Source organism: Leptolyngbya iicbica LK, from assembly GCF_004212215.1.
GTDB classification, from domain to species: Bacteria; Cyanobacteriota; Cyanobacteriia; order Phormidesmidales; family Phormidesmidaceae; genus Halomicronema; species Halomicronema iicbica.
Genome location: NZ_QVFV01000002.1, coordinates 793,779 through 806,538 on the forward strand (window position 1 = coordinate 793,779; position 12,760 = coordinate 806,538).

Sequence of the window (12,760 nt, forward strand, 5' to 3'; positions counted from 1 at the left end):
GCATTAATGTTTCCTGAGTAGTGGATTGGATCCGCTGACAAGGACGCGATCGCCTTCCCCATCGGCGCAATGTGACATTCTGTAGGCAATTTGTAAAATCTCGCGACTTTCTTGGGTACACAGGAAATTAACCAGGCTCGATCCTGCGGAAATCGCCGGATTAACCACGATTGGACTTGTAGAGTCTGTTAACTTTGAGGGAATCTCCGGATGAATGCTCAGGGGCCTTGTGCGGTGGCCGATACCCAGACTCACCCTTTGTCGACGTTAGAACGGCAGCTCCGATGGCTGTTGCCGACCGATTTATACGCTGCGGCCTGGGTCGATCCGTCGCCCGCCATGCTGACCAAAGTATTCGAACATTTGCGGACCCTACAGCACGTCTTAATCGACTACGTGCCCCGTGATGTGTGGGATACCCCCCCCGAGCCGGGGCAGCAGCGCTATGGCTGGCAAGAAGGCACCCTCCTCTTTACTGATCTCGCTGGCTTTACCCCCCTCCTCGAAGCCTGCTCGGCAGAGGGTATGGATGGTGCAGAGCTGTTGCTGCGGGTCTTGAATAATTATTTCTCCAGCATGATTGAGATCATCAGCAAGTCGAGCGGCAACTTGCTGGAATTTACAGGTGATGCCCTGCTGGTGCAGTTTAATACCGGCGATCCGCAGCGCGATATTGTCCAGGCGATCAACACGGGCTTGCGGATGCAGCGAGCCATGGATAGTTTTCAACAAATTGCCACCTTTCGGGGGGAGCTGTCGCTATACATGCGCGTGGGGATTCACTCGGGCCGATATATTACCGCTGATATTGGCACCCCCCAGCGGATGGCCCATGTCTTGTTAGGACAAGCGGTCACACTCGCCAAACAGGCCGAAGGCGCCGGCAGCATTCAGCAGGTGTCGCTGACTTCAGCGGTCAAAGCACAGTTAGGCGATCGCGTAGCCCTGCTCCCCAATGGGGATGATCTCCATTGGCTGGTGTTGGATGATCTCAGCGATGAAGAACTGGGTGAATACGAAATCACGGTGGCTCGCCGTCGCAGCACGTCCATGTTTTTTGACCGCACCGTTTCCGGCCTGCTGGAAGAAATTGACACGGTGCTGCACCGGGTGGAACCGCTGGCCAGCTACATGCCGCGATCGGTGTTGCAGCTCATTGTGGATACCGCGTCAGAGCGCCGCATTCCTCCGGCATTTCCCACCATTGCGGTAGCTTTCGTCAACTTGATGGGGTTGCCCGAGTCGGTCGATAAAGCGTTGCCCGAAGAAACGGCGGCGATCGTTGATTGCTTTTCCCAGGCGTTTTCCCTCATCAACGGCATTGTTGAACTGAAGGGCGGAATTTTGCAAAAGGTCACTTACCACTCGATTGGGTCAGAAATGTTGATCCATTTTGGGGTGCTAAATCCTGACGAGAGTGATCCTCATCGAGCGGCGGCTGCGATGCTGATGATTCGCGATGTGGTGAGCTCGATCAAGCCGCCCATCGTCCAAGGCCAACCCATTCAGCTGACCTGTCGCATTGGCCTTACATACGGCTCTGTATTTGCGGCCGAGATTGGCGAGCGGCGCGGTCGGCGAGAGTTCAACGTGCTAGGCGATACGGTGAATACAGCATCCCGGATTATGAGCCGCGCCGGAGAAAACGAAATTTGGATGAATCAGGTGATGGCAGAGCAGATTCAAGCCGATTTCACCACAGTGCCGCTGGGGGTGATGAGCCTCAAGGGCAAAACGCAAGCCCAACCCATTTTTGCCTTGGCCGCCAAGGGGAGTTAACGGCGGGGGGCGCAAAAGAGGATAATAGGGACGCTAATGTGTATTGCGATCGCCCATGTCTTTATCTGCCACGGCTATTCCCATCGACGCCATCCGTTACAACGACCAGGGGTTAGTGCCCGCCATCGTGCAAGACTATCTCGACGGCACCGTGCTAATGATGGCCTGGATGAATGCCACCTCACTACAGAAGACCTTGGAGACCGGCGAAACCTGGTTTTGGAGCCGCTCACGTCAAGAGCTGTGGCATAAAGGGGCGACTTCGGGCCATTTACAAAAAGTGCAGACGGTACGGTATGACTGCGACAGTGATGCGCTGCTCATAACGGTGGAACAGGAAGGCGATATTGCCTGCCACACGGGCGAGCGCAGTTGCTTTCACCAAATTGCGGGCACAGTGACGGCGCCCCCGGCTGACACGCTGTCTCAAGTCTTTGCAGTGATTTGCGATCGCCAGCAGCATCCCCAAGCCGAGTCTTACACCAATAAGCTGTTGCAGGGCGGCGATAACAAAATCCTCAAAAAGATCGGCGAAGAAGGGGCCGAAGTGGTCATGGCCTGCAAAGATGATGACCCCGAGGCGATCGCCGGAGAAGTCGCCGACCTGTTTTATCACACCCTCGTCGCGCTCGCTCATCACCAAGTCGATCTCAAGGCGGTTTACCAAAAGCTACAGGCTCGCCGCAGATAAGTTCCAAACAATGACTTAAGTGGAGAAATGATGATATGAAGCTACACTTGAGCCATTATCCAAGCTGTCCCGTAATATGTGCTGAGGATGATGCTGGTGGCCGATGATAAGCTTCACAAAGGGAGGCTCAATCGTCTGTTCTCAGGTTGCTCCCACATCCTCCATATTGATTTCCCCAGGTTCAGGGTTGTAACTGCCGTTGCGATGGGAACGGCAACTTAAGCTAATGGCCAGACTGATCGCCCTTCAAGCTTGCCGTCACGGTATTGGTTGCTCTCATTTAGTTGCCAATTTAGCCGTCATTCTGATGCATTGCGGCTATCGGGTCGGGCTGCTGGATACCGACCTGCAAGTAGGGGGCATGCGATCGCTATTTGGCTTAGAGACCGATACCTCGACCGATGCCGTCGCTTATTGGTGGCTACAGTCCGATGAGCGATCGCCAGAACGCCTCAAAGCAGAGCGCTACCTCCACGGCGATGCGCCCCCAGATACGACCGCCGGGATTTATATCAGCTCGCTCGCCCGCTACCTAGCTCAAGGCCACACCGCACAGCGAGCCATGCCGCAGCAGTATGACTTAGAAAAACCCTATGAACTGCTGCAACAACTGGGCGAGGAACTCGCCTTAGACTTTTGGCTGGTGGATAATCAACCGGAATTGAGCGACAAAAATTTAATGGGGCTTTCATTAGCAGACAGCGCCCTGATTTTGATGCAGCTTGATCCCTATGATTTACAACGGACCGCCGTCCTGATCGAAATCATCGAGCAATTGGAAATCTCGAAAACGTGGCTGGTGCCCTCACTGGTTTTACCCACCATTGAGACCAAAGTGGTGAAGCAAATGCTGGAAAATACTTACGATTATCCCGTTGCGGGGATTCTCTATCTCACCGAAGAATTAGCCGGACTCGCCAGCCGGGGCATTTTTTGTCTACATCATCCCAAGCATCCGCTGACCCAAACGATGATTGCGATCGCCCGCCAGCTAGAACAGGATGCTTTAACCTGATTTACTTCGCCACGAACGGGGGCGACTATAGCGTTGTGCAGATCGCGTCGAACATCTCTTGGGCAGAAAAACGAGGAGCTGAGGAAGCAGGATTTTATAAAATCCCAGTTTTATCGCGCAGGTAAGACGCCTGCGCCGGGACAGCCGAGGTATCTGATTAGCGTCAATCCACTCATTCAGTACTGAATCCCCTCTTGGGTGGGGCGAAGGGGGGGGTCGGCCCTGTAACTCAAAGGGGTAAACCCACCCCGCCCTGCGGACACCCCTCCAGTGGAGGGGATTCTGCGGAACGCTAAACAGATACGAGCCGAGACGGCTATCCACACTTAAGTTTCAATGCCCATGCCTTAAACTTTTGGGCTCTCGGCACCTGACTGCGGATTGCTATGCATGAAAAAGAGCAGAGACGTTAGTCCCTGCCCTGTATCCAATGGGTGATGGGTCGCGAAACTAAATCGTATCGGTAGGCTCGCTGTCAGCCACAGAGTTGAGCCCCACGATATCTTCGTAAGCAGCAATCTGAGCGCAAATGGTGAGCGGAAAAGTCACCAGTAAACCAACGCCAAGGCACAGTGCGCCGGCAATATTAATCAAGCCCAGCACCAGCGAAAACGCAAAAAATGAGAACCATTTTTTAGTAATGAGTTTGCGGCTAGTTTCCATTGCGGGCCAAAAGTCCAACTGTTTGTCCAACAGCAGGGGCAAAGCAAACATGTAAGCAACTGCCAAATAAATACCCGGCAGAATGAGACAAAGGAAAGCGACACCAATCAACAGGCCACTTAAGATCGCCAGCACTAAAATTGGCAAGGCGCGATTAAACCCTTTGAAGAAATCAGCGAATGCGGTGGGGCGATTGCGCGCAATTTGAAACGCCACAATATAGATTCCAGGGATCAGCAAATTCATCAGAATGCTGCTGACAATACCGATGCCTCCCTGGCCATCTTCGAAATCACCACTTCCGAGCGGGAAGGGAAGAATGGCTGAAAGCAGCCCCAACCCCACGAAAGTCAGTAACGTAAAGCCTACAAAAGGTAAGGCATTTGACTTGAAAATTTCCCAGCCGCGACTAACGTAATCACCGAGTTTGAAGGTGTAGTCGCGATCGCTAATATCAAATGAACTCATTTGTCTTATGGTTGATAAATTGTAGTTGATTTAACCATATCCAAAGTTTGTTAAGACGCGAACAAGCTTTAGAAAAGTTTTGGCAAGTGACTCTTCTTCGTATCTTTGTGTTGCTTTTCTTAGCAAATCTGTGAGGCGATCGCGGCGTTGACCGCGGAGCATAACCGATTAACTGGGGAGAGACTGTCGGATCCGAACGACAGCTGGGTTGATTACTTAAAGTCTCTCAAGTTGGCAAGTTTAGAACCGAACTTCTTCATTCTTGGCGAGATGTCCTGAAAATATTCCTAAAGCCATATTTTGAACGAGGCAACCCGTGTGGGATCTCCCCCCAGTAATCTGCAATTTTGGGGTGGCAACGGGCGATTTCAAACAGCAGGCTAAAACCAGACTGAGCGTCGCGATCGCGGCTCATTGGCAGCAAATACTAATGATAAAAAGCGTTTTGAGCGCAGCAAAAAGCCCCTCCTAAAAGGAGGGGCTCGCAATGAGTCTCAAGATTCAACAGACTCGATTAAAAAGGAAAAAAATTGCCAGAAGTTAGCCTTCGACAGTGATGGTACCGACCATTCCAGCACCCCGGTGAGGCGCACAGAAATAGCCATAGTCACCGGCGGGCATATCAGCAGTGAAAGTGGTGGAGTAGTTTTCACCGGGGGCAAAGGTCAATTGAGAGTGAGAAATCTTATCAGCTAAGTCTTTATCGCCACCGGGCACTTGGTTGCCATCAAAAATCACATTATGAGGCGCCATTTTATTGTTAACCCAAGTCACGGTGTCGCCGGGTTTAACGGTAAGCTTAGCGGGCTCAAACACCAACAAGCCAGAATCGGAACCCATTTTGACTTCGTAGTCAGTGGCCATTGCCGGAGATGCAGCAATCGCAAAAGTGGTGAATACCACCATCAAAGCCAAGCAGGCCAAGCCAAAACGGCGCATGGAGTGTGCAATCTGTTTCATATGAACCTCTAAACAGCTAACTTATCTCGACTGTTAGTAGAAGTTTACCGTGAAGCGTCACAAACTACACCTCCTGTAAGCGGGAGATTTAGAAGTTGCAAAAATTCTTGCAGCACCATCAAGACGTGGCCTTGCGGGCACTCACTCGATAGTTTTTACTCGGAAGTCATTTCTGAGTTGCCGATGTCGTCCAAGTCAGCAAAGTCGAAGGTTTGGGCTGCTTCAACATCGAGTTCTTCTTCATTTAGCGGGGTCGCAGGGGTTGTCTCCAGCGGCTCGTCAGTCACCGTATTCACATAAGTAATGGCTGGCAGGCCCGCGCCTTTCAGCCCCCTGGAAATGCGCTCGGGACTGTGGGGAAACACGATAAAAAGGGGACGAATGGTGTTGGCCTCGTCGCTGACCAGGTGCTGATAGCGGGCAGGCAATAACCACTCATAGCCGCGATCGAGCAATATCTGGGTCTGCCGCCAGCGCATTAATAAATCGGAAAAATCTTCGTTGGGGCGATGAATGAACAGCAGAATCTCGACCCCGGTTTTGATTTTCCATTCGGGGTCGCACATCAGCAGGGCGACGTCGCAGGGCAACAGCACCGACTCTCCCGCGTTCAGGTGCATGCCTGCGTGGCCGGTCGGCTCGACTGAGCTACGGACCTTGATCACGGGCAGCGGCATCGTGACCACACTTTCTTTGGGGCGGCGCATGCTGGGAATGACTTCCAAATACGGTCGGTGCTGCTTGAGCAGCGCGATCGCGCCATCATAGGCACTACTTGCCGCAAGAAGGTTCTCATAGTGAACCTGCTGGATAGTCATAGAAACTCCGGTCATTCGCCTTCGGTGCCATCTTAGCCAACCCCTTTGGGCTATCGCCAACCCTGCCATCGTTTACTGACACGGGATTACTCGCGAGCTTTGGGGTATGCGCTTATGATGAAGGGCGTCGTTTGATTCCAACAGGGAAGGATCGTCAAGCTCCGCTCCCCCTGGAAGGTTGCTGAAGCGGCGATCGCCCTCACTGTGTAGATCTAGAGTTATGGATCAGACTTTGCCTCCGACTGAGCTGATTTTGAATGCTCCGCCGCGATCGCTGGGCCAGGTGCCGCTGGATTGGCAACCCCAACCGGGCAATCAGCTCATTCACGATGGGCAGGTCTACACCGTGTTAGAACGGCGGCATCGATATCAGTTCACCGCCAGTCGTTACCAGCTGCACAAGATTGATTTGTATGTGCAATTGGCGGGGAATGCCGAGGAGAAAAGCTGGCTGGGCGATCGCTGGGTGCTGGGTGACATCAGTTGTGAATACAACGCTCGTTCCGAGCTGGTGCGCTGTGCGGTGAATCCCGATGGGCCTTGTCAGAACTGTGCGCATTATCAGCGCCGCGAATCATAGGCGCTGAGGAATCAGGATTTTTATCAAATTCAAGTCTTGTCGGGCAAGCATCTTGCTTACTCCTGAACAGCCGAGACGGCTGTCCACACTTCGTTAAATTCCCATTCCTGGGCACTTAAACAATCTCCCCAAGACCGAAAGGCTGCTGTCGGGGTTTAGTAGTGCCAAACCCCGACCATTGGAGAGGCTATTTGCAAGCCCCTCGCCAGGCGGTTCCACCAACAGGTTCGGAACTGGGAGCGATTGATGCGGCTGTTAGAAATACAGCAGCAAATTCAAACCAGGGATGGTGCGCGACAGCGTCCACAGCAGCAACGCCACATAGGCTAAGCCGATCGCCCACTGATACCACACCAGCGCGGTCACCAAACCGGGGACACATTCATCGCGCAGGCGCAGATCGTTAAAACCAAATTTGAACCAGTTATTCAGGCTGAAATCGTAGTAGTTGAGCCAGTTGCGGCGCTTTTGCCAATCGATGGGGTAGAAGCGATCGCGGAAAAAAGGATATTTGGGAATGACGGGCAGCCGCGCGATTAAAAATCGAAGTTGGCGAGCGCTGCCATCTTCGAGCAAGTAGCTGGTGTCGAGTTGGTCATGAAAGCGACCGCGCCGATACAAAATGCTGGTCAATAACAGCGGGATGGGCAGCACTAGCAGCGCGATCGCCCCGAGCGCCCACACCAGTGATTCTCCCAGGCGCAACACAATCAGATTGCCCAGCCCAAACACCCCGACAAAACTGCCCAGCATCCAGCCAATTTCGGAGCGGGGTGGGGCGATGGGGGTGGGCACCCGGCGACGATAGCGATCGACCCACCAAAACAGCAGGCTAGAGAGGGCGATCGCGACTAATCCCACGCCCAGGGTTAGTCCGACGCTGGTGCCGTATCGACTCAGCAGCAACAGCGTTGAGAGCAAGCCCCAACGCCAAGCCAGTTGCAAGCGCTGTCCCCAAGACCGGGGCGGTTGCGCAATGATGCGATCGCGCACCTTGACATAGGTCGACAGGTCAATGCCGTCCAGATCGAGCACATCGGCAGCATTCACCAATAGCGCTTCGGCCCGCTGACTCAGGATGGCGTCACTTTGGGCCGCGGAAAAGCCGACGTTTTGGAGCTGCGATCGCGAGGCGGTATTGAGGTTGAGGTTGACCAGGCGTTGTTGGAGCGATCGCAGCCGCAACCGCTCAGTCAGGTATTCAATGCGGTTGGCATCAGCCACCTGCTCCAGTTCGCGAAAGTTGCGCACAAGATTCCGCAACAAGGTTTCGTTCCCTGCCAGGCTGGGCACCGAGAGCACGCGCCCAATCTGTCCGGGGCTGCCCAATAGCTGACTTTGGTCACTACTAAAGTCGAGCCCGGCAACGTTGATGCGGGTATCGGGGCTAAAACTCGCATCACCAAAGTCCAGCTGATTTTGGATGACCGCACCACGAAAATTAGCCGCTTGCGTGAGCCGCACCTGCCGAAAACTCATGGCCGCGCTAAATCGCGCATTCGTAAAAAAGACATCGCCACTAAAGGTGCTTTGCGCAAAGTCACCGTTGGCTTGCCAAACCGTTTTGCCAAAGTCGGCATTGCCCTGAAAGGTGACTCGACTAAAATTGGCCGCTTGCTGAAAGGACGCCTGCGCAAAGCCTGCGCCGTTAGTCAGTTCGCTGCCTTGGAAGGTGACCGGCCCCTGAAAGCTCGCCTGCCCTAAACGAAGCCGATCAAAAAACAGGGTGCTACGAAACCGAACTGCCTGCTGAAATTGGCAACCGACTAATGAAACGGCATCGCTGAAGCGACTTTGGCTAAAGTTGACCGGCTGTAAAAATCGGGCACCGGGCGCATTGATCGGTTCTAAGAAGAAGATGTCGGAGGCGAGTACGGAGCCCTCAAACCGGGTCTGCGCCAGATTGAGGCCATGCCGGAACAAATAGAGCCGCAACGCGGTGGACTGAGGTTGCAGCAAGAGCGATCGCGAGAGTTGGCTCAGTTGCGACAGGCGACGGCGATCGCGCTGCAATTGGGTCTGTTCGCGTTCCGTGAGTAAAGGAAAAAACGCCTCGCCATACAAAGGCTCTCGCAAACTCAAGCGCTGGAAATCAAACGTACCGAGAATCACCGACTCGCTCAAGTCGAGGGTGAAAGTTTGGCTACCTTTTTGCAAACGGGTATTGAGCTCGGTGTAAAAGCGATCGCGAAACTCGCCATTGTCGTCCCGCAAATCAAGGGTAACTCGGCGCAAATCGAGGGTTGGTTTGCCTTCGCGCTGCACCGGAGTTTGGAGCCGCGCTTGCAGTTGGGTGATCGTCAACGGCTCAGGACTCAATGCGGCGGCCCAACTGACTGCCGGGTTCACCCAAGCCACCAGCCACACCACCGCCAACACCAATCCTGCCTGCAACCAACCGCGCACAGTCATCCCCCATTCATCAGGTCAAGGGTAGCCCGTTTCACCCCCATTCTCTGCTCCCTTCTGCCCCCGGCTCCCTTGCTCCCCTGCCCCTCTGCCCTGTTCACGCCGTCATCAATTGCTCACCATGCTAATAACAGTCCAAAGGAATGAAGCGATTTCCGTATCTTGTGCGATGCTGAAATACGCTCGTGTTCACCACAGAAACCGACAATTGGAAAGGGGGAGCCCATGGACGACAAATTCATGCTGATGATTCCGGGGCCAACGCCGGTGCCCGAAAGCGTTTTACTGGCGCAGGCCAAGCACCTCATCGGCCACCGCAGTGGCGAGTTTAGCGAAATTATGGCGGAGGTTACGGCGGGCCTGAAGTGGCTGCATCAGACGAAAAACGATGTGCTGATGCTAACCGCTAGCGGCACTGGCGCGATGGAAGCAGGCATTATCAATGTACTCAGCGTGGGCGATCGCGTGCTGGTGGGCAGCAATGGTAAGTTTGGCGATCGCTGGGTCAAGGTGTGCAAAGCCTTTGGACTCAACGTAGACGTGATTGAAGCTGAGTGGGGCAAACCGCTGAACCCGGACGACTTCAAAGCGAAGCTGGAAGCCGATACCGACAAGACTATCAAAGCCGTTTTGGTCACCCATAGCGAAACTTCGACTGGGGTGTTGAACGACCTCAAAACCATTGCCGACCATGCCCACGCCCACGGCGAAGCGCTGGTGCTGGTTGATGCCGTCACCAGCTTGGGCGCTTGCAGCGTGCCTGTGGATGGGTGGGGTTTGGATGTGGTGGCGTCGGGTTCTCAAAAGGGCTACATGATTCCGCCCGGACTGGGGTTTGTGGCGATGAGCGATCGTGCCTGGCAAGCTTACGAAACCTCGAATATTCCCAAGTTCTATTTTGACCTCGGCCCCTATCGCAAAAGCGGTGCGAAGAATACGACCCCCTTTACGCCCCCGGTGAGTCTGTTTTTTGCGCTGCAAGTGGCGCTCAAAATGATGCAAGACGAAGGGCTCGACAATATCTTTTCCCGTCATGCCAAATTGCAAACGGCCACCCGCGCCGCGATGAAAGGGCTGAACCTGCCGCTCTTTGCCGCCGATGAGGTGGCCAGCCCAGCGGTGACCGCCGTCATGCCCCAAGGTGTGGAAGCGGAAAAAATTCGCTCGATCATGCGGAAGCAATATGACATTGCCTTGGCGGGTGGCCAAGACCATCTGAAGGGGCAGATCTTCCGCGTGGGGCACCTGGGCTTTGTGGGCAATCGCGACATCCTGACCGCCGTCGCTTCCCTGGAAGCGACCTTGGCGCAACTCGGAGCCAATGGCTTTACGCCGGGTGCTGGTCTGGCCGCCGCCCAAGCCGTGCTCTCGGCTTAACAGCGCTGCCTACTCTCTCCCTAAGTCCCTCTCCCAGTTTTGGGAGAGGGACTGGATCCGGCTCCCGTTCGGCGATCTCGGGTCGCTCACCCCATCCACTCACAAGATTGGCTGCTATCTTGCTAACAGGACAGTCATTAGCGAAGGACGAGAACACAGCGATGGGCGTACTGGGTCGGTTGGGACAAGTGATTCGTTCTCAGGTCGGTGACTGGGTCAACGGTGCCGAAGACCCCGAAAAAATGCTCGACCAGGCCGTCGCTGACATGCAGCGCGATTTGATTCAACTGCGGCAGGCGGTGGCGCAGGCGATCGCCACTCAAAAGCGCACCGAACGCCAGCAACACCAAAATCAAACCCTCGCCCAAGAATGGTACAACCGGGCGCAACTGGCTTTGCAAAAGGGCCAAGAAGATCAGGCCCGAGACGCACTGACCCAGCGCCATGCCTACCAACGGCTGGGCACCCAACTCGCCAATCACATTAGTGAACAAAAAGTGGCGATCGCCCAACTCAAAACCAACATGCGCGACCTGGAAGTCAAGATTGCCGATGTGCGCACCCGGCGCGATATGTACATTGCCCGTGCCCGCTCTGCCGAAGCGTCGCAGCGCATTCAAGACCTGATTGGTCAGGTGGGCCATGAGCGATCGCTCGGCACCCTCAGCCAAATGGAAGACAAAGTGCTGGATCTCGAAGCGCAAGCCAGCGCTACCGCCGAACTCAACCAAGCGCTCACCGATCAATCCCTCGAAGGGCAATTTGCCGCTCTGGAACGGGACGAGGCGACTGCGATCGAGCAAGAACTATCGACCCTGAAAAACCGCCTGCCCCATCAATCCGGCTAATCCTGTCAGGGGATTTAGCGTTCTGGTTTGATAGCGATTCTGCGCCTTCGAATTCGAACCTTGGGGGGCGTCACAGGCTGAGCGCGACTTAGCGCACTGCCAACGCGGGAATGTAATTGCCCGGATCGCGGGCCACCCAACCGAGACTGGAGTTGGTGCGCACTTCAAAATACAAAATACTGCTGTCTTCGGTGGAAGGCGTCGCGATCGCCAGTGACTGCCCAGCCTGCACGCGATCGCCCGTCTGCACTTGCGGCTGCATCACCTGGGCATAGCGGGTTTGCAACCCCTGCTGATGATTCACCACAATCAGCGTGCCCAAGGTGGGATCACTGCCCACATAGGCCACCGTGCCACTACCCGCCGCCACAACCGCTGTCTCCGGCACCGTCCTGACCGTCACGCCACTGCTAAAGACCAACTCGCCCAGGGACGGATCAGTCTGCCAGCCGTAGTTCGCAATCACCTGTCCCTCAGCCGCTAGGGGATAGGTCGAGACCGGGGTATTGGTCGCATTTCCCGTCGAGGGCGTCGAGGTGCTCCCCTCAATCAACCAACTCACCCCCGGAATAAATGCCTGCGAGGGCATCTGCGCCGGACAACCATTGATTTCAAACAACACGTCCGCCCGCGCCCCATAGGTCGTCGCTAAATCTTGCCAGGTTTGCCCTGCGGGGACCGTTACGGCCGCCCCATTAAACGGCGGAATTTGGAGCGTCATCCCCGGCGACACTGCCCCCCCACTAATCCGAGGATTCACCGCCAACAGGGTGATGGGCAATAAACCATAATCGGCGGCAATGCTCTCCAACGTTTCCCCCGATTGCACCGTATGCGTCACTAAACGCTGGAGCACGGGCTCCGGACACAAAGATTCCGCACTGTAGACGCTCGGGCTGGCAACATTCCACACCGCCATGAGGCTCAGGCCACCGATCGCGATCGCAACCAGGGGTCGTCGCCATGCTGGGATTGAAAATGGCTGGTTTGCTGTCATCGTATTCTCATCCGCCTTGCGAGTCTTGGTTGGAAATTGGGCCGCAGTAGGACCTTGATTGTCCCTCCCGCCATTGCCCCGATCTTAGAGATGACGATAGTGGGAATGATGCTGGTTCCTGGCTGTGGCCATAACCACCGCGATCGCCCTTTATC

11 protein-coding genes are annotated in these 12,760 nt (G+C 54.9%); 6 read left to right on the plus strand and 5 right to left on the minus strand.

Going from position 1 to position 12,760, the window contains the following annotated elements:
- The first annotated feature begins 210 nt into the window (after nt 1-210).
- From DYY88_RS10540 to DYY88_RS10550, 3 genes are all read left to right on the plus strand, one after another.
- A complete protein-coding gene (locus DYY88_RS10540) occupies nt 211-1,779 on the plus strand; it encodes an adenylate/guanylate cyclase domain-containing protein (RefSeq protein WP_039728076.1) in 1,569 nt (522 codons plus the stop codon).
- A gap of 55 nt (nt 1,780-1,834) precedes the next feature.
- The gene (hisIE, locus tag DYY88_RS10545) at nt 1,835-2,470 is read left to right on the plus strand and encodes a bifunctional phosphoribosyl-AMP cyclohydrolase/phosphoribosyl-ATP diphosphatase HisIE (protein WP_039728075.1); all 636 of its coding nucleotides are present in this window, start codon (nt 1,835-1,837) and stop codon (nt 2,468-2,470) included.
- 226 nt (nt 2,471-2,696) lie between these two features.
- Nucleotides 2,697-3,485 (plus strand): MinD/ParA family ATP-binding protein, encoded by a 789-nt coding sequence (locus tag DYY88_RS10550; RefSeq protein WP_039728074.1) that lies wholly within the window; start codon nt 2,697-2,699, stop codon nt 3,483-3,485.
- A 450-nt stretch (nt 3,486-3,935) separates the two neighbouring features.
- Here the strand turns inward: DYY88_RS10550 and DYY88_RS10555 are convergent, their stop codons facing one another.
- The 3 genes from DYY88_RS10555 to DYY88_RS10565 form a co-directional block, all read right to left on the minus strand.
- Entirely contained in the window at nt 3,936-4,616 is a 681-nt protein-coding gene (locus DYY88_RS10555; protein WP_039728073.1) for a DUF2189 domain-containing protein, read from the minus strand.
- Nucleotides 4,617-5,156: 540 nt separating this feature from the next.
- Nucleotides 5,157-5,576, minus strand: a complete 420-nt coding sequence (petE, locus tag DYY88_RS10560; protein WP_039728071.1) for a plastocyanin — start codon at nt 5,574-5,576, stop codon at nt 5,157-5,159.
- 155 nt (nt 5,577-5,731) lie between these two features.
- A complete protein-coding gene (locus DYY88_RS10565) occupies nt 5,732-6,394 on the minus strand; it encodes a hypothetical protein (protein WP_063776190.1) in 663 nt (220 codons plus the stop codon).
- A gap of 220 nt (nt 6,395-6,614) precedes the next feature.
- Here DYY88_RS10565 and DYY88_RS10570 point away from each other — a divergent pair, with 220 nt between their 5' ends.
- Nucleotides 6,615-6,974 carry a DUF6464 family protein gene (locus DYY88_RS10570; RefSeq protein ID WP_039728070.1) on the plus strand — a complete coding sequence of 120 codons (360 nt, stop codon included), beginning with the start codon at nt 6,615-6,617 and terminating at the stop codon, nt 6,972-6,974.
- A gap of 255 nt (nt 6,975-7,229) precedes the next feature.
- On the opposite strand, the gene DYY88_RS10575 is transcribed toward DYY88_RS10570, so the two are convergent.
- Nucleotides 7,230-9,386, minus strand: coding sequence for a pentapeptide repeat-containing protein (locus DYY88_RS10575; RefSeq protein ID WP_039728069.1), 2,157 nt, complete (start codon nt 9,384-9,386; stop codon nt 7,230-7,232).
- A 222-nt stretch (nt 9,387-9,608) separates the two neighbouring features.
- Here DYY88_RS10575 and DYY88_RS10580 point away from each other — a divergent pair, with 222 nt between their 5' ends.
- A complete protein-coding gene (locus DYY88_RS10580; protein ID WP_039728067.1) occupies nt 9,609-10,760 on the plus strand; it encodes a pyridoxal-phosphate-dependent aminotransferase family protein in 1,152 nt (383 codons plus the stop codon).
- A 161-nt stretch (nt 10,761-10,921) separates the two neighbouring features.
- The gene (locus DYY88_RS10585) at nt 10,922-11,608 is read left to right on the plus strand and encodes a PspA/IM30 family protein (RefSeq protein WP_039728065.1); all 687 of its coding nucleotides are present in this window, start codon (nt 10,922-10,924) and stop codon (nt 11,606-11,608) included.
- A gap of 88 nt (nt 11,609-11,696) precedes the next feature.
- Here the strand turns inward: DYY88_RS10585 and DYY88_RS10590 are convergent, their stop codons facing one another.
- Complete coding sequence (locus DYY88_RS10590) at nt 11,697-12,605, minus strand: M23 family metallopeptidase (protein ID WP_052288528.1); 909 nt, start codon at nt 12,603-12,605, stop codon at nt 11,697-11,699.
- Nucleotides 12,606-12,760 lie beyond the last annotated feature (155 nt).